The organism is Sulfolobus acidocaldarius SUSAZ (genome assembly GCA_000508305.1).
Lineage (GTDB): Archaea > Thermoproteota > Thermoprotei_A > Sulfolobales > Sulfolobaceae > Sulfolobus > Sulfolobus acidocaldarius_A.
This window is the reverse complement of sequence record CP006977.1, coordinates 153,005-178,760: the sequence shown is the minus strand read 5'-3', so window position 1 is coordinate 178,760 and position 25,756 is coordinate 153,005. Positions and strand designations below refer to the sequence as shown.

Below are 25,756 nucleotides of genomic sequence, written 5' to 3'. Positions count from 1 at the left end.
CCCAGCGTATTTTAGTAAGGATGAACTCAGTAAAGTTGTTTAGTGAGAAAAATGAGATAAAAAACTTATTCGAAAGAACATTGAAAATTACAGAAGAATTAGACTTGGTACCACTAATATCCCTCTACCTTGAAGACGAAATATTAAAGAAGCTAGTCAGGTCTCTAGATCAGAAATTAGCACCATTATTTGAAAAATTTAGAACTAGTCGTGTAGAGTTTGTGAAGAATGCCAAGAATGTGTTAGGTTGGAATAATGATGAATACGTGGAATACATTTACTATGCTGTTCCCATTAGCGATGAAGTGGAGGTTATGTTCGTAAGAAATAACTGGTTACCCCCTAAAGCCCTGATACTGAGGGGTAAAGTAAGATACACTTTTATGCCATATTCAAGTTACTCTGAACTGGAGTCATTAATAGCTAGAAGGGATGAGGAGGATATTATAGTTGAATTTAACAAAGGATTACCTGTTAACGTTGATAAGAAGAGAAATATTTACACTGATTTTAGGAATGTAACAGAGACTCTAGAGTCTAAAAAACCTGTCATAGTTAATTTATCTCCAACTTCGAGTTCATATATCCTTGCAGGTATAATTGCCAATAACGTATACCCCCTTAAAAATAGGGTACTAATAACTAGAAACAAGGAGGAACTAACGTACAAGATTTTAGAGGGAAAGGCGAATAAGAATGATGTATTAAGTGGGGATGTGATAGATTCTATAAGTAAGGCGGAGTTATACTATGATTATAAAACGGGATTTGTAAACAATAAAAATAAGAAAATTATAGTAGACGGTTTACTCTCCAAGATGCCTGGAGTTTAAAAAGTAGGTATTATAATGATAAAATAAATATGAAAGTGGTTACTTAAACATTTGGAAGACTGCTTATACCATTTTATAAACTTATTTATATCTCTAACTACGTATATACAATTGATATGAGAATTAGTTGGATGATTGGAGGAGCTCAAGGAACAGGTATAGATACTTCTGCCAATATTTTTGGGAAAGTTGTCTCCACATTAGGGTACTACATATATGGAAACAGAGAGTACCACTCAAATATAAAGGGAAGACATAGCTACTTCACCCTAACAATAAGCGACAAAAAGGTAAGAAGTATACCGGAGAAAGCAGATATACTAGTCTCATTTGATGCAGAGACCGTATTACAACATTTTAATGAGATTAAAGGTTACATAATCTATAATGAAGGGGTTAAAGGAACAAAAGTTGAAACAGTCCAATCGATGGAATCTGAGGTAGCTGAAAGGATATCAAAACAATTGGAAAGCGAGAATTTACCTAAGACTGTTGAAGGAGCTTTAGAATCAGCAAAAAGAAGAGGAGTTAAGCTCATTCCTGTAAACTATGACGAAATAGCAAAGAAAGTGGCTGAGGAAGCTAAGGTACAACTTTCAGTTGTGGAAAGGGTAAAGAACGTAATCGGAATAGCAGTTTCCACAAAGCTATTGGGAATAAATGAGGAACATTTAGCAAAGGTTGCAGGGTCAACATTTAAACAAGAGCTATACAGAAAACTTAACGTTATGGCAATAAAGAAAGCTTATGAGCTTACAGAAAGCGTGTATTCACTACCGAAACTTGAAGGTGCACCAGAAAGGTATCTATTAGACGGAAACACCGCAGTAGCAATAGGAAAAATATATGGTGGACTTAGGTTCCAGTCATATTACCCCATTACCCCTGCATCAGACGAAAGTATGTACATTGAAGCTCATCAGGAAGTGTTAATGGAAGATCCCAAGACAGGGGATAAAAAGAAAGGTGCAGTTGTGGTAGTTCAAGCTGAAGATGAATTAGCTGCTGTGAACATGGCTGTGGGTGCAGCTTTAACGGGTATAAGGTCCTCTACTGCAACTTCTGGTCCAGGATTTTCACTGATGGTCGAAGGGATAGGCTGGGCTGGAATGAATGAGGTTCCGGTTGTTATAACATATTACATTAGGGGAGGTCCCTCTACAGGATTACCAACAAGAACTTCACAAGCCGATTTACTTTTCTCACTGTTTGCTGGACACGGAGAATTCCCTAAGATAGTGGTTGCTTCGGGAACCCACGACGAGGCATTTAAAGATGCAGTACTTACATTGAACCTAGCAGAGAGATATCAGACTCCAGTTATTCACTTAGTAGAGAAAACACTAGCAAACTCTTATACCACTGTACCGAAGCAGGATTTAGGAGTAGGTCAGCTTTACGCTGATAGAGGCAAACTCATATTGAGTCCACCAGAGGATTACGCTAGATTCCAGTTCACTGACGATGGTGTATCACCAAGAGCACCTCTAGGCAAAGCTCTAATGTATTATACAGGAGACGAGCACAACGAATATGGTTTTATTAGTGAAGACCCAGTTAACAGAAACATAATTTATGAGAAGAGAATGAAAAAGTTAGAGCTTGCCGACAAGGAAATACCAGAGGAGGAAAGAGTAAAGGTGTACGGAAATGTGAACTCAGAGAATGTGGTAATAACTTGGGGCGCGCCTACCGGAGTATTCATGGATATTTTAGAGGAGACGAAATTAGATTTTGCTTTACTTCAGCTTAGAATGTTCTCACCCTTCCCGTCAAGGTTCGTCAGTAAATTCCTGCAAGGAAGGAAGAGGATTATTGCAGCTGAAGGTAACTATTTAGCACAGGCAGGAAAGATAGTTAAGATGAACACAGGTATAGAAGCAACAAACTACATACTTAAATGGAATGGTAGACCATTCTTAAGAGATGAAGTAGAAGAAGCTTTAAGGAATGTAATTGAAAAAGATGTGAAAAAGGTGATGTTAAGTGGCGGGTCATAAGTTCCATTGGAATGATTGGTGCCCAGGCTGTGGAAACTTTGGAATACTAAGTGCAGAGCAACAAGCAATAACAGAACTTGGGATAACAAACAATACTGTGATAGTGGGAGGAATAGGTTGTTCAGGTAAACTCTCACAATATACCAGGATACCTGTTAGTGGCGTCCACACATTACACGGTAGAGCGATTCCGTTTGCAGTAGGTATAAAGCTAGCTAATCCGTCCCTTGAGGTTATTGTAAACGGAGGAGACGGTGACTTACTGGGAATTGGTGCTGGTCATTTCGTATCAGTAGGAAGGAGAAATGTGGACATTGTAGTAATCCTTCATAATAATGGAGTTTATGGTTTAACAAAAGGTCAAGCAGCTCCTACACTATTTAGAGGAATGAAGACCAAATCATTACCAAGACCAAATATAAACGACGCAATAAACCCTGTCACATTAGCCTTAGCATCTGGTTACACTTTCGTTGCAAGAGCGTATGCCTATGATGTGCCACACCTAAAGGAGATTATAAAACAGGCTATAAAACACAAGGGATTAGCCTTCGTAGATATACTTCAACCATGTCCCACTTATAATGACATAAACACTAAGGAATGGTATGATAAAAGAGTGTATAAGATGCAAGACATGGACCCAGTAGTGAAATCAGAAAGTGAGATGCAGGAGAAGTTGAAGAAAGCAATAGATAAAAGCTATGAGTGGGGAGAGAGAATTCCAATTGGAATATTCTACAAGAATGAGTTAGTACCAACTTATGAGGAAAGAATAAAGACAAGTGCACCATCTTATTACGACAACTATCCTGCAGAGCAGAAAATCGAGTATGAAAAGAAATTGACCACAATCATAGATCCCCTATTGGAAGAGAGAAAGGTAGCTGAGGACAATTAAACAAAAATTCCGTAAGGATCTAAAGCATTTTTTAAAATTTTATATGCCTCACTTTCAATACCAAAGCAATCTTCATCCTCTTTACAACCTTTCTCCACAACCACTGAGATATTACTTCTCCTTAATTCTAGGGCTTTGTCATCACATACCTTTACGTACCCAGAACCGAAATATCCTATACCAGTACCGAAGGATTTTATTAGATCCAATTCCCCTCCCCTATATGTTGTTATCCCGAAGATTCTCTCGCACTGTAGATCATGGTTAGGAGTGCCATCAACAAGAGAAATATTATACTCCTTCTCTACACTCCTCAAGTAATCTTGAAACCCAGCAAATATAGCATATTTCTTTATTTCTCCAGAGTCTGCAGAGAAGAGTATCCCCCACGGTCTCTCATTTAATACCTTATCTACGTCGTTTATTTCAGCGTACATTATCTTCTCCGGTTTAGGTATCAGTCTTACAATGATCTCTAAATAGGCTCCTAATAATCCTAGTGATCCTGATAGTGATTTCCAAATCTTATAGCCACTGGAAAATTTTGGGGTCACTCCTCCGCTCTTTACAACTGTACCTTCTCCGGTCAATATCTTAGCTCCTAAAACAAAATCTTTAGGGTATGGAAACCAAATGGAGTATAACGATGGATAGTTTCTTGCAAATAAACCCCCGACACTCCCATCATATACAAAGGGCAATAGTAAGTTTTTCTTCTCTAGCTCTTCTTGTAACTTTAAGCTATTCATGCCACTTTGTACTATGGCGTATAAATCAGCTTCTCTTATCTCCAATATTCTATCTAATTTCTTAGTTGATATGCATATATCAGCCTTAGGTAACTTACCAATGTGATGATTGCCATAACCCATTATGTGAACTTTTAGTTTCCTTTTAATAGCCTCTCCAATTACTTCGCTTAACTTTTCATAATTGTCTGGATATTCAATATCGCACATCGCTCCTTTATTAACCTAATCACTAAAATAAATTTTGTTTAATAACTCTACAACAAGATTCACTTTAGAAAAGTTCTTTCTATAATTTAATCCTACTAATTAATTGTTAACAAAAATTTATTTCCATTAAATCATAAAGTGAAACTGTAGTGTTGATCCAGGACCTAAAACAAATAGTTGGGGACAAGTGGGTCATAAAGGATGAAGAGAGAAGACTCTATGGTTTCGATGGTCTAACAGCAGTAAAGGGAGAACCAGAATTAGTTGTACTACCCGGTAATGAAGAGGAGGCAATTACTGTAATAAGATACTTGATACAGAATAGAAGAAAAATTATAATTAGAGGTTCTGGAACTAGTCTCAGCGGAGCTACAGTTCCTGTGGAAGGTGATGAGGTTGTGGTCTCTTTATCGAGGTTAAACAAGGTTTATGGAGTCAGAGGGCTGGAAATTGAGGTAGGACCTGGAATAGCTAATGCACTTGTAACTAAGAGTTGCCCTCCAAACCTGTTTTACGCTCCTGATCCCGCAAGTTACCAGGTATCAAGTATCGGAGGTAACATATCTCACGACTCCGGAGGAGTCCACGTGGTGAAATATGGACCTACATTTAATAGCGTGGTTTCAGTAAAGGTTATTCTTGCGAACGGGAATGTGGAGGAAATCAAGCCCTCACCATTTCTGAATCCAACCAGCATTTTTATCGGAGGAGAGGGTGGCTTAGGGGCTGTCTTAAGGGCTAGGCTCAGGTTATATCCCAAACCCAAATCTAGGAAGAGTATATTTGCAACTTTTAATGACGTCAGAGATGCGGGAAAGGCGATTATTGATATTTTTAAGAGGGGAGTTATCCCCTCGGCACTCGAGATGATGGACAGATATTCGATAATCGCCATAGAAAAGAGTAGATATAAGGCAGGCTTACCTGAAGTTGAGGCGATATTGCTTATAGAATTAGATGGTTCAGAGATTCAAGTAAAGAGTGAAGAGAGTAGAGTCAGGGATGTAATAAGCGAAAATAATGGTGAGATAATTAATCCAAAGGAACCAGAAAAGTTCTGGAGTGCAAGGAGGGGAGCTTTCCCAGCTATGGGAGTTATTTCACCGGCATATATTACCTTAGACTGTAATGTGTTGAGAAGTAACCTACCTGAAGTTTTAGCAAAGATACGTGAAATATCTATAAAGCAGAACCTGTATATCGCAAATGTATTTCATGCAGGAGACGGAAATCTTCACCCACTCATTTCTTATAATCCTGAGGATTTCGATAGCTTCGTAAAGGCTGTAAAAGCTAGTGATGAAATAGAGAAATTAGTTATTGAAAATGGCGGTGTTCCCTCAGGGGAGCACGGAATAGGAATTGAGAAAGTTAAATATCTTGACTTATATTATGATGAAAAATCATTAGAAGTGATGAAAAAAATTAAGACTGCGTTTGATATAAATGGGCTATTTAATCCTTGTAAGACATTAGGTGGTTGTAAAGCTTACACGAAAGAGTTAAAGGTGTTGTGGGAATGGGATTAGAAGAAGCTCTAAAATGCGTTCATTGTGGATTTTGTCTAGAGTCTTGCCCCACATATGTTGTAACTAGATCAGAAATACACTCACCAAGAGGTAGAATAACTGCTGTAAAATTAGGAATAGACAGTGAAGGTCTAAAGACGTGCATGTTTTGTAGAAAATGCGAAATAGCCTGTCCAAGTGGGGTAAAGTACTCAGAGATATTTGTAAATTCAAGAAAGTCTAACCCCTTAGAAAGAGCTATGTTAAGATTACTTGAAAAACCCTCATCATTAGCCTTACCTCTGAAAATAGGAATGGGAGTGGAGACCAGCCCTCCTCTAGAGTACAGAGACCAGAATGAAGATTTAATAATATTTCCAGGATGTTTGACCTCAGTTATGTCTAGAAGTAGCGTAGAGAAAGCAGTGAAATACTTTAAAGGTCTAGGGTACAACGTAAGAGTCATTAATACTTGTTGCGGTTTAGCTCATTCGCATGTAGGAGAGAACAAGAGAGCCATGGACATTGTTAAAAAGCTAGGAGAGGAGTTTAAGGGAAAGACAGTTGTATCTCTTTCCTCTAACTGCAGTGCTTTTATGAAGGAGAATGGATTAGAAGTGTATGACTTCCCTGAGTTTGTATTGTCCAAAAATCTACCATTACCTAAAGTTAATGAAAAAGTTACCATACATTATCCCTGCCATGCCCATGTAGTCGGTATTGAAGGCTATATAAGGAAGATGGCTGAGAAGCTAGGGTTAACAATAATGGATTCTGATGATCCTTATTTCGAATGTGGTGCCGGAGGTTCACAAATTTTCTTTAACAAACAGATATCCTCTGATGTTATGAGTAGAAAGAAGGAGAAAGTAATGAAGAGCGGGGTTAATATTGTGATATCAACAAACCCATCATGTACACTTGCCTTTATAAAAATGGGTTTAAAACCTATTCATCTAGTGGATTTACTTTAAATTTTTCACTCCAGAGTACGGTGTATTATGAGAAGAATCTGAAATAAAGGGTATAGAGTTAAGACTCTATATATGATAATCACTGTCATCAATCAGAAAGGAGGAGTAGGGAAAACAACAACCTCCGTAAACCTCTCTTACACTTTATCCAAAAATAAGAATACTGCATTGTTAGACCTTGATCCTGAAGGCGGAGCCACAATATCATTTGGAATAAAGAGGGAAAAGAAGGAATATCCATTGGGAGGAAAGAGTGTAAACATATTTAACGTAGAAGTATTCCTAGCCCATATTGGTCTACTTAAACTGGAACTTAATGGAGACATAGAGTCTATAGTCTCCTCTCTTAAGAAACTTGCAGAAAACTTTGACTTTCTGGTAATAGATACACCCCCTAACCTGGGCACACTAGCAGTCTCTGCCATGATTGCTGGAGATAAGATAATTACGCCTATTACCCCACAACCCCTTGTATTAGAGGCTGCTAAGAATCTGGACTCTAGACTGCAGGGTCTAAGGAAACCAGCAATAGCATTCACAAATATGAGTAAGAAATCTGTAAAGCTTGAACTACCTTCTGTCAAGAGTATAGACTTGTCAATTCCGCAATCTAAACTTTTCTCTGAAGCCACTAGACTCGGAGTTCCAGCCCTTAGATATGAAGAGTTTAGAGTGAAGAAACCAAAGTTTTCACAGTTATATGAAGACTTAGCTAAAGTGGTGATAGAAGGATGAGTGAGTTAGACTTAATTCTAAACAGGAAAAAGACTGAACAGAAAGTAGAGACTAGTGAACAGAAAGTTGAGTCCAGACAGGAGACTCCCAAGTCTACTACACAGAGAGTAGAGACCATAACTAATAAAATCCAGGAAAAGGTTAATGAGAATAACGCTTCAAAGAACCCTAGTGAAGATTTAGAGGAAGTGAAGAACAGTTCAAACCCTAATTCAGAAGCCAACGTGGATAACATAAAAGGGGTCATGAAAAGGTTCATAGATAGGGATCCTAAAATAGGGATATGGAGTTATCCGTCATTCCTTGTGCTACAGTACCTGTATCATACAGTTCCTGGATTTAAAATGAGTAAGATTGCAAAGGACGCCTTAGAGCGTGGACTGAGAGAGATATATCCAGATCTTTTTAGAATAGCGGAGGAGGTTACATTAGAGAGTAAAAAGAGTTAATGATATTACTATAATGAATATTACCAAAGCAGGGTCATTCAAAAAGACTTGCCATTAAATAATATAGTTCTCGACATCAAGAGCTCATTTATTTAAGTTTATTATATAAAATTACCACACCAGCTACAAGAACTATTATCACACTAGCAATAATTATACCAAATATGATATTAAGTAATGGTGGATACTGTATTATGGTGATCGATTTAACAGAGGTCATGGAATTTACTATAGTATAGTCAGTGGTTAAGCTTGTAACAGTTATGGGGACTTGATTATTGGGAGAAGCAGCGAGCTGTTGGTTTTCTACCAAAACCAGACCCTTATTTACTGTATATGAGGATGTTGGTGGTATTCCAATTTCCTTAAGTGACTGAGATAGTATGAAATCGCCCAGAGCAACCCCTATTAATAACAGTAAGACTCCAATTATCAGTAGCAATCTCCACTTACTCACACTTTATAAATTTTACCTCTCCATATAATATTCTTTTCTCTTAAAGTTAAGGCTATTAAGAACAATGAGTAAAATATTGCTAATATTGAGGCTAATGAAGGAATTATTGAGTTGGACAGACCTATCTTGTAACTCCTCAAAATATTTTTAATTACCCATAAGATGAAGGGAGTTACTACAAATATGTTAAAGGGTATCAGGACTAGAAAAGCCAGCATGAAGATAGCCACAATTATAAATCCATTGACTCCCCTCCTTGAGTATCTCCACACTGTTATTAGTTGCCTTTTACTCCATGTTATCAACTGGGTTTCGTCGTAGAAATTTAACGGCATCGCGTTGAATACAAATCCTAATTTTCCTCTTTCTTTAGCTATCCTTGTTAAGGTACAATCATCGCACCACTGGGTTTTCAACTCCTGAATTACCCTCTCGTCGAAGAATTCCCTTTTGAAAGCCATAGACCCTCCCCAAAGGAATGTTCCACCTACAGCCTGGCTCTCGAACCCTAAGGTCCAAAATCCCGCTCTTATTATATTACCGATTGTAAGCCTGACAGGCTTTGCCCATGAAAACACTGTTGTTGCAACATAGTTAGATAATGGGGATACCAATTCTTTCAGCCAATACCTGGGAAACCATGTATCAGAGTCAGCGAATACTATTACATCCCCTCTTGCGTATTTCAGTCCCTCTAACTGAGCATTTATTTTTCCACTACATATGTCACAGTTTTTATTACTTACAACAACTTTCACGTTGTATTTCCTGAGGACAGGAACTATCGGGTCATTTTCATCATCGACTACATAGATTACCTCATATGCTGGATAATCCTGTAATAAAAGGGATTTGATGTTTTCCTCTGCGTTAACATCCAAACCTCTAACAGGAATAATTACGGAAGCGAAGCCCCCTTGATTACCATTTACCTCTCGTCGAACCTTAATCTCTCTGTAAATTTGGTACGTAATTAATAGGTCTGCTAATAGTATTATCGCCGAGCTTATCAGAAATATTAACATACTCTAATTCTAACCGCTTAAGTAAATTTAAAGCGTTCTCAGAAATACCTGGCGCAACTAGAATTCCTCTGGCGTTCTCTCCAATCTCCTTAAAATACATTATATACCTATATAGTTGAGATACAGCCTGAAGCGAAGCTTTAGCTCTTTTAAACTCTAAAACAACTAAATTACCCTCTTTATCCTTCCCTATTAGGTCTACAGTACCATAGGGAGTGCGATACTCTCGGTGAATTGGCTTAAATCCACCCTCTATTACCTCAGGGTTATTTATAACGAAGTCCACTTCATCCTTCTCTCTCCCCACTAGAAAGAACTCTCCAGGCTTAACCTCTGAAGAGGTAATATAATAGACTCTGTGGTGCAGAATGGAGAGTCTTTCCTTAGGTCTCTTTCTTTCAGCATGTACTGTCAATACTCCACTCTCTATACTGTACTCTATTCTTGATCCAGGAGGTTGCCAATTTACAGGCTCTCTCTTAGTAGGTCCGTGAATTATAACACTTCCATCTGGTTTGATAATCGTAAGTCTCGGTGAAAGAGAGGCTCGTGATTTAGCCCTACCTGAATATAAGATTTCACAGTCAGAATAAATTGTAAGTAGAGCATTCACCGATTCGTTGAGGAAAATTAAAGCCTCCTGTAAATCAGGCTCGAGTAATACCTTAAACACAGTATTACTTATAAAAAACTAATATATATATTCACTCTAGAGAGAAGAATATACTCTACACCCACTTCAGTCTAGCACCACCATCAACTGGAATAACTACTCCATTAACCCATTGTGCCTCATCGCTTAATAACCAAGTTATAACTTGAGCAAAATCCTCAGGCGGTGCGCCCGCATCACCTAATTTTCTCATCTTTCTCCAATCCCTACCTGGTACGAAATCACCCATTATAAAGCTTGGCGCTACACCAACAACCCTTATTCCCTTATTCAGCAATTCAGATGCTAGGATCTCTACTGCCTTGGTTAAACCCGATTTCGCAATTGCATAAGATAGTTGGTTTGGCAATGCTGTATATAGTGCCCTAGTCGATGATACCATAACTATTGTGGAACCTTCACGAAGCTTTTCCAATGAGGCATTAACCAAATATAGCGGTGTTTTTATGTGATTTTTCAACATTTCATCTAATCCACTTGGAGATTCTACAGTATCCTCTAAATACCCACCTACTGTGATCACTAAATCAGTTATGTTTCCAGCCCTACTAACTACATCCTTAGCCCCTTGGGGGGTTGAGAGATCGCCTACAACATAGCTGGCTTTGTCTCCCAAAGATTTTACTATTTCCACAAGTTTTTTCTCACTTCTGGCATTAAGAACTACCTCAGCACCTTCGTTTATACTAAAATAGGCTACAGCATAACCTAAACCCGTACTTGTACCTGCAATTAAAACTCTTCTTCCCTTCAGTCTCATGTTTTACCACCCAATAATAATCTAATCTTCTCTGAAGAGTCTACCGGTAAATTACAAGTATTACCTATACACACATAAGCTCTACTGGAACCTTTATTGTAATTAACCATGGATTTTATAAAAGAGGGAAGCATATCTATAGAGTCTTCACTCACGAGCTCCACGACCTTGAAAGGATGATATATTTTCAGTGAAGATAGGTGAAGATCTTTTGCCTTACCATCTTTTTCATCAACTATCACGATATGGGCTAAACCTTTCTCAAAAGCCATTGAGTTAAATGTTACGCCTGCAATGTAAGGGGAATCTATTGAATAAGAATTAGGAGTAAACTTAAATGACTCATCTAAAAGCGATAATTTCAACAGTCCTTTGTTGGCTAAAGACGCATTACTCTCATTGGGAGAGTCAATAGGGTAATTATAGTCCATCTCCTTTAATTCTCTTCCTATTTTAAGGGCTAGATCTCTATACTTCATTTTACCTGTTACCTCATAGGCTGATAATAGGGATAGGAGAGCAGATGCATAATCTTCGGGTAAGCCATCTTTACCCCCTGTTAGTCTTCTAGTAACCTTAGTGTTTATCATATCTACTACCTTAAGGGCTTCCTTTAAACCTTTACCTGTAATTGGGTAAGCTAATGTTAAAGCCTCAGCTGTTCTACAGTTAGAGTGAGTATATACATTTGTGTCAATAAAGGGATACTTTCTTCTCTCTTCTCTATAGACTCTTAGTCTTTCCCTAACATCATTCAGTTTACCTATTGGATCCTTGAACCTTTTACTTAATTCTCTCAAATCATAATTCCTTCTTAATACTTTTCTACCCTCAACTTCCTTTACGGTATCAACATTGAAAAATCTGATCCAAAAGTTAATATCTTCTCCATTGAGAGCTTCCTGAAACTCCTTTAACGTCCATGTATAGTAGTACCCTTCTGCACCTTCTGAGTCCGCATCGACACTATTTGAAAACCCATCCACAGTACTTAACTCCCTGAGAATGAAGTTCACGGTCATATTCATCGCGTCCAATATTTCAATATCTTCACTTTGCATGTAAGCCTGCATGTAACTAATTAGAAGTTCAGCATTATCTATAAGGAGTTTTTCAAAATGCGGAACGTACCATTCACTGTCTACGGTGTATCTATGAAACCCACCACCGACCTGGTCAAAAATCCCACCATAGTACATCTTCTTTAACGTAAACATAGAAAGTTTAGCCTCAGTGTCACTCTTTGTGTAGAAAGAGTAAGCAATTAAGAGCTGATCTATAGTTGGGTGAGGAAATTTCATACTACCTAAGAGTCCACCGTTTTCAAAGTCAAAATTTGATGCAATATAACTCACTATGCTCTCTACTTGATCCCAGTGGGCTTCAACTTTTTGATATCCTAGATTCTGAAGTGAAGAGTGAAGAGAATTAGCAGTCTGAAATATTTTATCCCTCTCATTCTTCCATAATCTTACAATCTCATTAAGGAGTCTCTTGAAACCAACCCTACCGTAGGAGTCCTCTGGAGGAAAATATGTTCCGCCGAAAAACACCTTACCATCAGGTGTCATAAATACCGTTAAAGGCCAACCAGATTCTCCAGTAATCGAGCTTACAGCAAGTTGAAGTCTCCTATCCAGGTCAGGCATCTCATCCCTATCTACTTTAATTGCGACGAAATTTTTGTTAATTAAATCGATGACCTCCTTGTCCTCATAAGTTGTCTCATCCATTACGTGGCACCAGTGACACCACGAAGCGCCAACGTCTACCAATACTGGCTTATCCTCTTTTTTTGCCTTATCAAAAGCCTCATCACTCCAAGGAAACCAATCAATAGGACTCCCTGAGGATAGTTTAAGAAATGCACTACTTACGTTACCTAATCTATTCATACGTGATATATATATGTATATTAACAATAAAAAGTATGTATTATTGTCTTCTCTTTATAATCAAATAGATGGCTAACGCCATAACCCCTAAGCCTACACCTAATAAATCCACAGATGGAGAAGAGTTGGAGTTTAATTCATGGTATTTTATAAATGTAACATTTACAACTGAGTCATTGGTCACAAATAGTATGTAAAAGTTCGTGGAGACATTGTTTATAATACTGTTTGATCCTATTGGGGTCGTAATGTAGACATAAGAGTCGTTTCTGACAAGGAATTGCGAATTTGATTTTATGCTAATGTAGGATCCATTATCGAATCTTATTTGTACATTGGAACCATTATTTACAATTACCTTAAGCTCCACATATGTGGGGACAGCGGTCACGTTTATCAAATCATACAATGAAGAATTGAGGGTCAGCGTATTTGCCTTAACGCCATTAATAAATATCTGGTATCCAGGTTGAAGGGTTGATGCTTGAATAGTTATATTACCCTCTAATCTCAATGAGGTAGTTTTGCTAATTACAGTGAAATTATCTCCCTGTGTTATAGTTACCTGTAAGGGACCGTTTATTAAGATCTCTAGAGTACGTACTGAAGACTCTGTGACGGTTGAAGAGATGCAGAGCGGGATTAGGATAGTTATAAAAACAGAAATAAGGAGTAATTCTGACGATTTCATTAACAAATTCTACTAAGATTAAAAGGGGAGTCCTTTCTCAAAGTATTATTTTCCCTTTATCATACACCGACTCAGTAACTTCCTTATCGGGCAATATTATTGTCTCCCTGTTTATGAACACCTGATCATGTATTAAAACACCATCACCGATTATTGCCCCATCTACTCTATTCCATTTACCTAGACTTACCTCATCACCAATTACACTTTCCTTGACTAGAGAGAAATCACCTAATGCCACATCATTCATCAATATACTCTCCTCGATACAGCTACCATTCCCTATCCTGTTATTTACTCCGATTATCGAATTCCTAATACTTGAGCCTTCACCTACGGTGGTATTATCACCTATATAAAATGGAGGAAATAGTTCTGCTTTCTCACTTACCTTAGCACTTTGTGAGATAAACCCTTTTGGATATTTTAGGGTCAACAGTTCAAGGTTTATTCTCATATAATCCCTGGGAACTCCTATGTCCATCCACAACCCCTTATACGGATAGACTGATACACAAGTATCAGAAACCAACAATTTCGGTAAAAAGTCTCTGCTTATAGACAAGCCGTCTATCTTGTTTAACAACTCTTTTTTAAATACATATATTCCAGCATTTACTAAGTTGCTTAATGGAGTTTTGGGTTTCTCTATAATCTGAATTAATCTATGACCATCTGTTATTAACACGCCATATCTAGAGGGATCCTCTACTTGAGTAGCTGTAAGTGTTGCACTACAGCCTTTACTCTGATGATACTCTAGTAATTTATTGAAATCTATCTCCGCATATATGTCTCCATAAACCACTATCACGTCATCAGATAAGTTATAATTTGAATTTATGAGTTTCAGTGGACCAGCATCTCCTAGCCTACTTTCCTCTATAACGGAAACAATGTTTTTCTGTAAGTTTAATTGCTTAACATGATCAAGAACTTTATCAGCCATGACCCTCAAGGAAAGATATATTGTATCAACGTCTGAAGATGCTAGAGAGTAGAGTGTATAGTCCATTAATGGTTTTCCTAATACAGGAAGAAGGGCTTTAGGTTTTGTTAAGCTTAATGGTCTTAGTCTAGTTGCGTATCCACCTGCAAGAACTATAGCAGATACCATTATATAATTTAGGAAAAAACAGTAAAATAAACTTACTTATTTAGATACTTCTGCAATCTCTTTTCGGCGTCGTCCCAATTTACTACATTCCACCAGGCGTTCAGATAGTCTCCTCTCTTGTTCTTGTACTGAAGATAATATGCATGTTCAAACTCATCTACTATCAAGATCACTGGCAACTCTGCAATATGATTCATAAAGTGGTTCTCCACTGTCATTATCTGTAGGTTACCGGACTCGTTATCATAGTATAGTACAGTCCAGCCTGATCCAGGTAAACTATTGGCTGATTCACTGAATACCTGTTTAAACCTATCGAAGCTTCCGTACTGTTTATTGATCAGGTCAGCTAAAGCACCGCCAGGCTTTCCTCCTCCCTTACCAGCAGGAGCCATGTTATTCCAATATATTGCATGTAACTTGTGACCGTTAATATTGAATGTTAAACCCCTCAATATACCCTGTAGATCGTATTGTCCTTGAGGTAGGTCGCCCTTAATCAATTTCTCTAATCTATCTAGAAGGGAGTTTGCACCATTAACATATCCCTTATGGTGCCCGTTATAGTGGACATCTATTATATCTTTACTGATATAGGGTTCCAGTGCATCTACTTTGTATGGGAGTTGCGGAAATTCATATCTTTTTAACTGAATAACTTGGGTCATACAAACAAATAGCCAATGGTGGATTAAATATTTTGATTAGAAATAGGTTTTAACATGAAAATTATTACTATCTAACAATAACAACAAATTTACGACCTAATCATCTTAACCTCCTTATGGATATCTCAGCATGGTCATCTACAACGTCCCCCTTAAATAAGTATCTTGGTGCATTTCTGAGTAACTGATGCGTGCACATTATCCTATCCTTATCAGCTATTATGTTCAATATGTCACCAGGTTTCATGTTAACCAGTACCTTTGAGATCTCCAAGATATATTCGTCGCAACTCTTTCCTCTTAAATCCAGTCTTAATTGTTGACTCATAATTATTATCACCTTTTAGATACTTATGAATCTTGCCTGCTCATATAAAGCACTTTTCTTCGCCAACTCTTCCTGTTCTTTTATCACTTTATCCCACAATTGTTTTGCATTAGACAATGTATAGACGTAAACCTCACTGATCTTCTCCAACACTTGATTATCGGAGAGTGGATGAATTCTTAGACCGACCCTGCCCACAGCCCCTCCTCTGATCATTAGCCAGTGGGCAAAGACTTCCAATGGATATTTCCTCATAATCTCTTCATCACTTAGCTTTTTCCTATAGAGCAAGTAAAGCTCTCTAATGAAATTAGTAGCAATAACTCTTAACATCTTCTCTTTCCACTCATCAACATATTTCTCCCCTTCCTTCACAATTACATTTCTGAGATATGTGTAATACTCATCAGCACTTTTGTCATCAACGAGTGATAAACCTGTAACAGCCAAGACAAAGTCCTTTTGAGCCATTAAAGCATCAAAATCTCTATTTACATAGAGCCAAGCTGTAGCTGCAAAGGAATTAACTACGCCAAACATCAGTTTATTTACCAATTCGTCCTTATTTACCTCCACATTAACCTTTTCGTCCTGCAATATTTTCAGGAGCTCGTCATAATCAACTACTCCAGCATATACTAGCTTACCATCAATGAATATTGAGGGAGTTGAAATCACTCCTCTCTCGAAGGCTAAAAATGGATATAGTTCTGTATCTATTATGGTCACTTTTCCTAGAAGTCTATTCCTCTCCAGAAATTCCATTAAAATACCGCACTCAGTACAAGTCTTATGCGTAAAAATCTCTACTTTACTCATAGCTTCATTTTATTCGCATTCAAACATTTTAGATTTTTCTTCCAATAAAGGGACTCGAAACGCTTGTCCAAAAGCCATACATTACATTTGTCATTTACATCACGAATAGCCCTTCCTATAGCCTGTTTTATGGTAACTAAAGCTGGGATCTTAAACAAAAACTCCTCATTTTCCCTATTCATCTTCAACGAAACCCTTTGAGCTAAAATTTTCAAGTAATCATCAGGTGGTGGGTAAGGTATACCTACAATTACCACATCAGAAATTAAACTTCTATCATTGTTCCTTAATTCTATGCCTTCGGCTAATTTTCCTTTTCCTACACTCCCTATCAGGACTTTATTTTTTACCGAGATTGCAGAGTATAGATCCTCTACTGAAGAGTCTTCACTCTCAACATACTTAGGTAATGAAATCCTAGACATAACCCTCTCCATTATCTCGTAAGACGGAAATACTACCAAAACATTTGCCTTAGCTTGAAAGTATATTTTTAGAAGATAGTCAGCATATCTCTTCCACATATTGTCACTTCTCATATCATATTTAGAGGTAACGTCGACACCGATGTAACACTCGTAAGAACCAGAAACCCTCCTTTGTATTTCCCTTTCTACATCAAGGTATAACATGTTTCTCTTTACACCCCAAACCTTTTCCATGTACTCACTAGGCGGTAATGTACCAGACATTAGAATTATTGACAATGCGTTATCATTAAGTAGATTTAGATAATAAGATATTTCTGGGTTTTTAATGACGAGTCTTTTAGAATATGAAAAGGGAATAAATGAGCCTGTAGATAACAGAAAGAAGAACCTCAGAATAGAACCTATATGAATTTTATTTACCTTGCCTTGCTTTAAACTATCTTTTCTAATATCTTCATAATCATCAGCTAAGATTTCGAGTTCCTCCTTTGATAACTTAGGAACATTCTCCACTTTGATGTATTTTTCATCAGGTAAGACGACTTCCCTAAGCTGATTTAACAATTTACTTAATATCCTTCTGCTCTCTTCACTTTTACTTTGTTTTATCGCCATTTGAATCGTAATCTCACTTAGACTCCTTTCTTCAAGCTCGTTTACCTTATCTAAGTTATGAGCCTCGTCTATGACTATCACATATTCCCTTAAATCTATATCAATAAATTCTCTATAACGGTCTATAAAGAAATATGGATAAGTTAGGGCTATAACGTCTGCCTTATATAAGGAATTGAGTAAGGAGTAGTAGGGACAGAATCTATCCTGGAGTCCTTCTTTCTTCAACTTCTTTACTAAGGACAATGGAGAGTCATCGGTCTTTACCTCGACTGTAGAGCCCTTAAGCTCACAATATTTGCATGGAATATCTTCACTTTCTGCTCCCTTCTCGGCGTATAAACATGATGAGGGTTTACCTACAAGAAAAGAAAAAGTGATATCTCTCTTCTCTCGTATTTTAGTTAAGTCTCTGTAAATTGGGTAAAATTCATTGTGTGTTCTGACTACGAACAATACTTTCGGTTTAACCTCCAAAGAAACCAAAAGAGAGAATATAGTCTTCCCACTACCAGTGGGAGCATTTAAGGCAACCAAACAATTATTTCTAAGTCCTTCTATAACTTTGTCCTTTAATTTTTCTTGCCAATCCCTGAGTTTCAACATTACATTAATTCTTCAAGCTTGACTAAAACTTCATCTAACATAATGAACTTAACATAATCTTTATTAGCCAATTCAATGAAATCCTTGACTTTACCTTTCGCTTTTATAGTAGACAAAAACGAAAAAACTGATAAAACACTCACTGTCTTTTTAATATCCTCAATAATTTCACTTGCTGGAGGTCTGTTGGTTATTATTATACAGCTGACATCTGCTGATCTTGAAATATTATTAATCTCAAGGATTCTATAATCGAGTTTCTCTAACACTTTTTCCTCAGTACTACTCATATTTTTTCACTCCTTTACCTAGGATATATTATATCTTTTTAACATTATAAACTAATTGCATATAAAGTTAGGTGGAATATATAAAAAACAATACTAGATGCTTAATATTCGGTATTAATGTTTTAATTAGCCAGCGTGTTTATAAATTTCCAGTAAGAAGATGTTAAGGATTAGGCGTTCTGAACTAAAACCAGGTGAAAAGAAAAAAGTAACCATTGGAAATGAGGAAGTAATTTTGCTTTACCTGGGAGGAGGAAAGTATTATGCATTCCAAAGTAGATGCCCCCACCTGGGTTGTGACCTGTACAAAGTAGGTGTAGTGATTAGAGAAGAATTAGTATGCCAATGTCATTTCACACACTTCTCCATCAATGACGGAAGAGCAATCAAAGGAGCAACCAAGAAACCATTGAAACTGTACCGCGTTCAGGTTGATGGTGAAGACATAATTGTGGAAAGTTGATTTAAGATTCTTCTCACATCCTTATAATGTAACTGCCCTTTAGCAGTTTCTTCGCCAGCATGGGCATATATCAACTTAGATCCCAGAAGAGAGAAGGCTATTCTCTCTACTCCATTAACACCCATAGGCATAACAACTGCATTATCGTAATTATCCAGAACTCTCATCAATAGTTCCTTATAACCTCTCTTGGCTATTACAGCTATTTTTCTAAGATATGCTTCATCGAATTTATCAAAAATTTCCTTTACCTCTGTAAACTCAGGCACATTATCAAAATAATGGATTGAAACTATCTTGTCTTTAACATTGACTTGATATCTTAATGCAAATCTTGCCTCAATATCATACATAAATTTCTCTCTTTCCATATGTCTGACAAAGTAAGCCTTAAAAACAGGATCTATATAATTTACTCCTCCTTCATTCTTATCCCTTAGGGTTATAATCAACTTTTCCTTGTATTTTGAGACTGAATCTAAAATATCAACGTCAAATTTGCTAAGATAATCTAGTCTAAGTTCTACCAAGTCAACGTCCTTTATAAGCAATTCAATTCTATCTAAATCTTTTAATTCCTTAACAGGTAAGGCAACAACGAGCTTAGGTGAAATGTATATCACCACCTAAACTAATTAGGTCTGACCAGAAACTTGGATTACTCTTATTCACACATTCAGCTTTTTCAATAGTACCCCCCGTCTTCAGGGATATCACTCCTGCCATCATTGCTATTCTGTGATCATTGGGACATATTATACTACCTTCAGTCAACTTTGATGGAAATATTTTAATAGAATCTGTATCAACAACAACATTACCTGAAAAAGACTCCAGGGTGGATTTTATTGTACTTACCCTATCACTCTCCTTAATTCTCAATCTCTTAATTCCAGTAATTTCAGTTCCTGAGGTCGCAAAGGGTGCAATACAAGCTATAGATGGTGCAAGGTCAGGCATATCGTCCACATCCACCTTTATTCCCTTTATAATTCCGTTCCCTGATACAATCCATGAGTTACCTTCGACTCTAGAGTCTACACCTATATTCTTAATTATTTTTACAATGCTGTGGTCACCATCGTAATGTGGAGGAGAATACAGTCCCTTAATTTGAATCTCTCCTCCAGTTATTGCAGAGGCAATAGCATAAAATGAAGCTAATGCATAATCTCCTGGAACATCTCCTTTAAACTCTACAAACTCCCCCCTTTCTACCCTAATCCTGTTTCCACTAAACTTCACATTACCGCCGAGTGAATTGATCAAATCAATAGTCATATATATGTAGCTCTTCGAAGATAACGGGGGAATAATCTCAATATCCCCACCGTTGACTAAAGAAAAGGCATATATAAACCCAGAGATGTATTGACTGCTCTCATCTCCCCTTATTCTCACATAATTTTCCTTTAGTTTTCCAGTCATGGTAACTGGAAGATAATTTGATGAAAACCTTATTTGCCCCTCTAGGGCTTCCACTATTGCAGTTATAGGTCTCTTCCTTAGACTTTCATTCCCGTCTAAAACCACTTCTCCTCCTAAAACTGATAAAATGGGTATCATCATTCTAAGAGTAGTAGCAGAACCGCCAAAATTCAGGTATTGCGGCACTCTTAATTTTTCACCTTTCTTAAGGCTAAGATTATCACTTATATTCACTCCAATGTCCTTTACCACGTCTATTGCAACTTTAGTGTCCTCAGACAGGGAAAGGTTATTTAGGATAACATTAGATAGTAGCGAGTACAGTATCAGTCTTATTGCGAGGCTCTTAGACTGAGGAGCCTTTATGATCCCTGAGATTTTGGACTTGTTTATTCTAGTGATCGTGGCTCAACCACCCTGGTTACTAATACCTCTCCAAAATCCGAGAAAATATCGATTATCTTACCCTCGTCTCCCGGCTTTGTTACAGCAAAAATTGACGGTCCATTACCAGATATACCAGAAGCTAATGCGCCACCTTTCAAAGCTTGCTTTATGGGAGAAGTGTCATAACCTAATATCTCAGCTATAGCAATTCCGTTAAGCCTCATACCCGTAATTATGTCCTTTCTTGCGACATTGAATATTTCCTGGAATAGACCAGCATATCTCTTTAAATGGTTGAGATCAATTTTCACCTGTCTGTTTCCTCTAGGAAGTAAAACTATTGAGATATCAGGTGGCTCTTTTATTTCAATTAACTGGAATTCCTTATTAAAGGTAAATGTGACCCCTCCATAATATGAGGATGTAGCGTCATCGTAAGCACCAGTATAACTCACGCCTGCCCTTAATGACAGTATTGCGGATAATTTTGGTGGATCAATATCGTTTATCTTATACCTTCTCATAATTTCAGCTATCAACGCAGTGGAAACAGCACTACTGCTTTTCAAACCTCCTTTTGGAGGAATCTCTGAGTTTATTTCAGCCTTCATACAAGGTAGGTTGTACTTTTGTCTGAAGAATTGAATTATAGTATCTATCAATATATCTTGACTCTCACAGTAATCAGTCTCACTAACTTTCACCTCTACCTTTAAGTCAATTGCCATTGATGAACCGTACCAGCCTGGCAGTGCGTTTACTACTGAGATTCCTGCATAGGTTTGCATTCCTCTACATACCTCCTCCATTTCTCCTCTATAATCCTAGCTTGATCTTCACTTAATTTTACAAGTGGAATATAACCAGATCTAAGTGCATGATCCACTAACACTAAGGCAACCATTGCTTCGGCTACAGAGACACCTCTTATTGCTACCGCAGGATCATGCCTACCTATCACACTAATAGTAGACTCTTCAGAGGTACGTAAATCTATAGTTTTCTGAGGTTTTCTAATTGAACTAGTAGGCTTAAATCCGCATCTCAATACTAATTTCTCGCCGTTTGAAAGACCACCTAATATACCTCCTGCTCTATTGTATCGCCATCCCAGTTTCCCATTATCCTTAATAACTATTTCATCATTTGCCTCACTACCCTTCATTTTACTTGCTTTAAATCCTAACCCATACTCAAAACCAACAACTGCAGGTATTGAAAGTAAAGCCTTAGCCAAATCAGACTTCAGTTTATCAAAAACTGGCTCACCCAAACCTATCGGTACATTATCTGCAATAACCTCAGCAACTCCTCCCCAACTATCCCCTTCAACTGTAGCTTGTTTGATCAGTTCCTCGTACTTCTCCTCAAGCCATTTCTTACTAGCCCTCACGGGGCTGTACTTAGAACAAAATATTTCCCTGAAGGAAACATCTTCATTAAGTTCCACTGGACCCAAAGACTTCAGATGTGCACCTATCACAGTATCGGTCAACATGAGTAATTTCTTGGCTATTGCAGAGGCTGCTACTCTAGATGCGGTCTCCCTTGCGCTAGATCTCCCTCCTCCTCTATAGTCCCAATTCTCGTAACCGTATTTCATGATATACGGTAAGTCAGCATGTCCTGGTCTGGGTTTATGTTTAACTTCCTCATATAGTGAGGAGATCACATCATTATTTCTAATAATGATAGTTAGCGGGGCACCTGTGGTTCTACCATTATAAACCCCACTGACAATTTCAGGCTCATCCTTCTCCCTCCTTCCACTAACGAATTGCTTACCTGGTCTTCGAAAACTCAATTCAAATTCGATATCCTCCTTACTTATGTAAAGTCCTGCAGGAACGCCGTCAATAACTACACCTACCATTGGACCATGACTCTCTCCAAATGTGGTAATTCTAAACATCTTACCTAACGAGTTTCCTGGCATATAAGAACTTCACCACCTCTTCATCACTTAACGATTTACCAAACCAAATCTTTTCAGCCTCCATCGCCTGACGTACCAAAATCTCCAAACCATTTATAGACCTTATACCTCTGTTTTCAGCCTTCAATATGAGTGGAGTCTTTATGGGATTATAAACTAAATCTACAACGAGTTTTCCCCTTATGCACTCATCTGGGACGTAGCTAGAATTTGGGGTAGCATTAACTATTATATCTCCAGGTTTACATGAAGAACTTATCTTAATATCATAACCAAATTCTTTAAAATCTCTATTTAGGGACTGAGCCCTTTCTAAGGATCTATTTATCACATGAACCTCACAGCCTAATTTCAGCAATGCGTATATACTAGCCCTCCCTGCACCACCAGCTCCAAAAACTGTGCATATTGAAGGTTTATCAATTAGCTTCTCCTTTATCAAATTATAAATGGCTATGTAGTCAGTGTTGTAACCATTTAGGTTATAAATAGTGTTCACAGCTCCAATAACTCTAGCCTCCTCAGAAACGCCAATGAGATACTTAACTGCATCCTCTTTATAAGGTATTGTAACATTCAAGCCTAAAGCTATATTCAATAGCCCTATTATTATGGAGTCAAATTTATCCCTTCTTACATCAAATCTCAGGTAAACTGCATTAATTCCTAATCTTTGAAATGCATAGTTATGTATAGCTGGAGATAAGGTATATGGTATGTTTTCTCCTAAGACTCCAAAAAGTTTTGTGTCATTATTTATTTCAAGCATTGCTCAGCAAACCCTTTTAAAGTCTCAATTGGTACTTCCACTCTTTTCCAATCTCCTATCCTTGTGGGAAAGGGCATCAATAGTACTCCATTTCTCACTTTCTTATCCTTTGATAGTGCAAACAAAGCCTCTTTGAGGTCAATCTTAGAGGACAACTCATCAATACTAATTGGCAAGTTATAGTGTGAAAGTATCCACACAGTATCTTCAACTACCCCTTCCTCAGAATAGCCCATCTCCTCAGCTATTTTAGCCTCGCAGACCATACCCACAGATATTGCATAACCGTGAGGTATACTAAATCCTGATCCAGCTTCAATAGCATGCCCAATAGTATGACCAAAGTTCAAAACTATTCTAACTCCCTTTGTCTCCCTCTCATCTTCCTTAACCACACTCAGCTTGTCCTGTATGGATCTCTGTACAACATACTCCAACGATTCAGGGTCTTTGCTTAACACTGAATTCTTATTTAGAGCAAGGAAGTCATACAATTCTTTATCTAACACTAAACCATATTTTATGACCTCTGCTAGACCTTTCCTAACCTCCTCTGAGGGTAATGATATTAAAAACCTCAAGTCTGCAATAATTGCTCTAGGCTGATAGAAAGTTCCAATGATGTTTTTAATTCTGCCAAAATTGACTCCATTCTTTCCACCTATTCCAGCATCCACCATTCCAAGAAGGGTGGTGGGAACATTGATTAGATTTAAGCCTCTCATATACGTGGAGGCTATAAAACCAATAGTATCCGTTACAGACCCTCCACCAATTGCAATTACATAGTCCCCTCTATCAAAACCTCCTTCAAATAGAACCTTTAGGAGCTCAAGTGAATACTGAATATCCTTTGCTTCCTCCCCGTCCTTGATGGGAACTAGGGTATATTCTCCCTTAAGATGAGGTTTAATAAAATCTATGTTCACGCTACTTGAGTAAAATATGGCTTTTTTATCTTGTATTTCTTTCAGATAACTTAATGCGTTTTCTCCAACTACTACATCTATATCCTGTTGAGAGGTAATACTCTCACTAAATCTTATCATACCTTTCTACCTAGAACATTAGCTAAAGCTCTTATCCTATTCATTAGTAGTTCGAATGAGTCTGGTGTTAATTGTTGCTCTGAATCACTAAGTGCCTTCTCGGGATTTGGATGAACTTCAATTAATAACATATCTGCACCAGCAGCAACAGCAGCTAAGGCAAGGGAATGAACTAATTCTCTTTTACCTGCAGGGTGACTTGGATCTGCACATATGGGTAAATGAGTTTGTAATTTAGCAGCTATCATCCCTCCTATATCCATAGTAAATCTCGTAGCCTTTTCAAATGTCCTAATCCCTCTTTCACATAATACCACGTTACCATTACCCTCCAAAAGCAAATACTCAGCCGCTAGTAGCCACTCATCTACTGTGTTACCTAAACCCCTCTTCAATAATACTGGCATCCCAGATTTCCCAGCTTCCTTAAGTAAATCGAAGTTCTGACCATTTCTAGCACCAATTTGGAGCATATCAGTATACTTTTTGAACATGTCTATTTGCCTAGTATCCATTATCTCTGAAACTACAGGGAGTCCAACTTGGTCTCCTACCTTTCTGAGTATCTCTAACCCTCTCTCCCCTAGTCCTTGAAATGAGTAGGGATTGGTTCTGGGCTTTAGAGCACCTCCTCTCAGAAGCTTTGCTCCAGCTCTTTTGGCAGCCTTGGCAACAGTTAAGACTTGTTCCTCGTCCTCAACTGCGCATGGTCCTGCAGCAACAACTAACCTGTCCCCACCTATTTCTACATCCTTAACTTTAACAATAGTGGGATCTTTTTTCCATTCATTGCTCACTAGTGGAAATTGACGCTTACTTTTAACAGCTATCTCTATGCTCTCATCCTTTATGTTTTCTACATAAGTATCAGGCCAGGTAACTACAAGTTTTTTACCGTATAGATCTAGAAACTTATATGAAGCAGACGAATTATTTAGTTTTTCTTTTAATGAAGAGTAATTTGCGTTTTGTTTAAGAATTAGGAGCATG

The 25,756-nt window shown here is 37.6% G+C and carries 28 protein-coding genes; 8 read left to right on the top strand and 20 right to left on the bottom strand.

The genetic code is table 11. The features are described from left to right. Positions 1–20 precede the first annotated feature (20 nt). The 3 genes from SUSAZ_01060 (at position 21) to SUSAZ_01050 (ending at position 3,734) form a co-directional block, all read left to right on the top strand. Positions 21–833 carry a hypothetical protein gene (locus SUSAZ_01060; GenBank protein ID AHC50718.1) on the top strand — a complete coding sequence of 271 codons (813 nt, stop codon included), beginning with the start codon at positions 21–23 and terminating at the stop codon, positions 831–833. Between the two features lie 116 nt (positions 834–949). After that, entirely contained in the window at positions 950–2,833 is a 1,884-nt protein-coding gene (locus SUSAZ_01055) for a 2-oxoacid:ferredoxin oxidoreductase subunit alpha (GenBank protein AHC50717.1), read from the top strand. Continuing rightward, positions 2,820–3,734: a 2-oxoacid ferredoxin oxidoreductase subunit beta gene (locus SUSAZ_01050; protein ID AHC50716.1), complete on the top strand. Its 915-nt coding sequence runs from the start codon at positions 2,820–2,822 to the stop codon at positions 3,732–3,734. The genes SUSAZ_01055 and SUSAZ_01050 overlap by 14 nt, the downstream gene beginning before the upstream one ends. Here SUSAZ_01050 and SUSAZ_01045 read toward each other — a convergent pair. Then, positions 3,731–4,693, bottom strand: coding sequence for a glycolate oxidase (locus tag SUSAZ_01045; protein ID AHC50715.1), 963 nt, complete (start codon positions 4,691–4,693; stop codon positions 3,731–3,733). The two genes, SUSAZ_01050 and SUSAZ_01045, sit on opposite strands and share 4 nt — an antisense overlap. A gap of 152 nt (positions 4,694–4,845) precedes the next feature. On the opposite strand from SUSAZ_01045, the gene SUSAZ_01040 reads away from it, so the two are divergent. From SUSAZ_01040 to SUSAZ_01025, 4 genes are all read left to right on the top strand, one after another. Continuing rightward, complete coding sequence (locus SUSAZ_01040; GenBank protein AHC50714.1) at positions 4,846–6,222, top strand: FAD-linked oxidase; 1,377 nt, start codon at positions 4,846–4,848, stop codon at positions 6,220–6,222. Then, positions 6,213–7,175 carry a Fe-S oxidoreductase gene (locus SUSAZ_01035; protein ID AHC50713.1) on the top strand — a complete coding sequence of 321 codons (963 nt, stop codon included), beginning with the start codon at positions 6,213–6,215 and terminating at the stop codon, positions 7,173–7,175. Before SUSAZ_01040 ends, SUSAZ_01035 begins: the two co-directional genes overlap by 10 nt. A gap of 72 nt (positions 7,176–7,247) precedes the next feature. Beyond that, complete coding sequence (locus SUSAZ_01030) at positions 7,248–7,910, top strand: plasmid partitioning protein ParA (protein AHC50712.1); 663 nt, start codon at positions 7,248–7,250, stop codon at positions 7,908–7,910. Continuing rightward, a complete protein-coding gene (locus tag SUSAZ_01025; GenBank protein ID AHC50711.1) occupies positions 7,907–8,359 on the top strand; it encodes a hypothetical protein in 453 nt (150 codons plus the stop codon). Before SUSAZ_01030 ends, SUSAZ_01025 begins: the two co-directional genes overlap by 4 nt. An 88-nt stretch (positions 8,360–8,447) precedes the next feature. On the opposite strand, the gene SUSAZ_01020 is transcribed toward SUSAZ_01025, so the two are convergent. The 12 genes from SUSAZ_01020 to SUSAZ_00965 form a co-directional block, all read right to left on the bottom strand. Then, complete coding sequence (locus SUSAZ_01020; protein ID AHC52401.1) at positions 8,448–8,816, bottom strand: hypothetical protein; 369 nt, start codon at positions 8,814–8,816, stop codon at positions 8,448–8,450. After that, complete coding sequence (locus SUSAZ_01015; GenBank protein AHC50710.1) at positions 8,813–9,841, bottom strand: glycosyl transferase family 2; 1,029 nt, start codon at positions 9,839–9,841, stop codon at positions 8,813–8,815. The genes SUSAZ_01020 and SUSAZ_01015 overlap by 4 nt, the downstream gene beginning before the upstream one ends. Then, on the bottom strand, positions 9,762–10,514 hold the full coding sequence (locus SUSAZ_01010) for a hypothetical protein (GenBank protein AHC50709.1): 753 nt from the start codon (positions 10,512–10,514) through the stop codon (positions 9,762–9,764). Before SUSAZ_01010 ends, SUSAZ_01015 begins: the two co-directional genes overlap by 80 nt. A 55-nt stretch (positions 10,515–10,569) precedes the next feature. Beyond that, complete coding sequence (gene fabG / locus SUSAZ_01005) at positions 10,570–11,274, bottom strand: 3-ketoacyl-ACP reductase (GenBank protein AHC50708.1); 705 nt, start codon at positions 11,272–11,274, stop codon at positions 10,570–10,572. Beyond that, complete coding sequence (locus SUSAZ_01000) at positions 11,271–13,169, bottom strand: thioredoxin (protein ID AHC50707.1); 1,899 nt, start codon at positions 13,167–13,169, stop codon at positions 11,271–11,273. Before SUSAZ_01000 ends, fabG begins: the two co-directional genes overlap by 4 nt. Positions 13,170–13,209: 40 nt before the next feature. Continuing rightward, entirely contained in the window at positions 13,210–13,860 is a 651-nt protein-coding gene (locus SUSAZ_00995; GenBank protein AHC52400.1) for a hypothetical protein, read from the bottom strand. A 37-nt stretch (positions 13,861–13,897) separates the two neighbouring features. Further along, positions 13,898–14,977: a mannose-1-phosphate guanylyltransferase gene (locus SUSAZ_00990; protein ID AHC50706.1), complete on the bottom strand. Its 1,080-nt coding sequence runs from the start codon at positions 14,975–14,977 to the stop codon at positions 13,898–13,900. A gap of 32 nt (positions 14,978–15,009) precedes the next feature. After that, positions 15,010–15,645 (bottom strand): superoxide dismutase, encoded by a 636-nt coding sequence (locus SUSAZ_00985; protein ID AHC50705.1) that lies wholly within the window; start codon positions 15,643–15,645, stop codon positions 15,010–15,012. 100 nt (positions 15,646–15,745) lie between these two features. Next, positions 15,746–15,973, bottom strand: coding sequence for a hypothetical protein (locus SUSAZ_00980; GenBank protein AHC50704.1), 228 nt, complete (start codon positions 15,971–15,973; stop codon positions 15,746–15,748). Positions 15,974–15,988: 15 nt separating this feature from the next. Then, entirely contained in the window at positions 15,989–16,792 is an 804-nt protein-coding gene (locus SUSAZ_00975; protein AHC50703.1) for a thioredoxin, read from the bottom strand. Then, positions 16,789–18,441, bottom strand: a complete 1,653-nt coding sequence (locus tag SUSAZ_00970) for a DEAD/DEAH box helicase (protein ID AHC50702.1) — start codon at positions 18,439–18,441, stop codon at positions 16,789–16,791. The genes SUSAZ_00975 and SUSAZ_00970 overlap by 4 nt, the downstream gene beginning before the upstream one ends. Positions 18,442–18,443: 2 nt before the next feature. Then, positions 18,444–18,734 (bottom strand): hypothetical protein, encoded by a 291-nt coding sequence (locus SUSAZ_00965; protein ID AHC50701.1) that lies wholly within the window; start codon positions 18,732–18,734, stop codon positions 18,444–18,446. A 160-nt stretch (positions 18,735–18,894) separates the two neighbouring features. Here SUSAZ_00965 and SUSAZ_00960 point away from each other — a divergent pair, with 160 nt between their 5' ends. Further along, the gene (locus SUSAZ_00960; protein ID AHC50700.1) at positions 18,895–19,197 is read left to right on the top strand and encodes a Rieske (2Fe-2S) protein; all 303 of its coding nucleotides are present in this window, start codon (positions 18,895–18,897) and stop codon (positions 19,195–19,197) included. On the opposite strand, the gene SUSAZ_00955 is transcribed toward SUSAZ_00960, so the two are convergent. The 7 genes from SUSAZ_00955 to SUSAZ_00925 are packed head-to-tail and all read right to left on the bottom strand — an operon-like array spanning position 19,161 to position 25,755. Then, positions 19,161–19,811: a 3-dehydroquinate dehydratase gene (locus SUSAZ_00955; GenBank protein ID AHC50699.1), complete on the bottom strand. Its 651-nt coding sequence runs from the start codon at positions 19,809–19,811 to the stop codon at positions 19,161–19,163. The two genes, SUSAZ_00960 and SUSAZ_00955, sit on opposite strands and share 37 nt — an antisense overlap. Further along, positions 19,801–21,027: a 3-phosphoshikimate 1-carboxyvinyltransferase gene (locus tag SUSAZ_00950; protein AHC50698.1), complete on the bottom strand. Its 1,227-nt coding sequence runs from the start codon at positions 21,025–21,027 to the stop codon at positions 19,801–19,803. The genes SUSAZ_00955 and SUSAZ_00950 overlap by 11 nt, the downstream gene beginning before the upstream one ends. After that, on the bottom strand, positions 21,015–21,800 hold the full coding sequence (locus tag SUSAZ_00945; GenBank protein AHC50697.1) for a shikimate kinase: 786 nt from the start codon (positions 21,798–21,800) through the stop codon (positions 21,015–21,017). Before SUSAZ_00945 ends, SUSAZ_00950 begins: the two co-directional genes overlap by 13 nt. Continuing rightward, positions 21,773–22,948, bottom strand: coding sequence for a chorismate synthase (locus SUSAZ_00940; GenBank protein AHC50696.1), 1,176 nt, complete (start codon positions 22,946–22,948; stop codon positions 21,773–21,775). The genes SUSAZ_00945 and SUSAZ_00940 overlap by 28 nt, the downstream gene beginning before the upstream one ends. Continuing rightward, positions 22,926–23,717 (bottom strand): shikimate 5-dehydrogenase, encoded by a 792-nt coding sequence (aroE, locus tag SUSAZ_00935; GenBank protein AHC50695.1) that lies wholly within the window; start codon positions 23,715–23,717, stop codon positions 22,926–22,928. Before aroE ends, SUSAZ_00940 begins: the two co-directional genes overlap by 23 nt. After that, the gene (locus SUSAZ_00930; protein AHC50694.1) at positions 23,705–24,766 is read right to left on the bottom strand and encodes a 3-dehydroquinate synthase; all 1,062 of its coding nucleotides are present in this window, start codon (positions 24,764–24,766) and stop codon (positions 23,705–23,707) included. The genes aroE and SUSAZ_00930 overlap by 13 nt, the downstream gene beginning before the upstream one ends. Next, positions 24,763–25,755 carry a 3-deoxy-7-phosphoheptulonate synthase gene (locus SUSAZ_00925; GenBank protein AHC50693.1) on the bottom strand — a complete coding sequence of 331 codons (993 nt, stop codon included), beginning with the start codon at positions 25,753–25,755 and terminating at the stop codon, positions 24,763–24,765. The genes SUSAZ_00930 and SUSAZ_00925 overlap by 4 nt, the downstream gene beginning before the upstream one ends. Position 25,756: the final 1 nt, after the last annotated feature.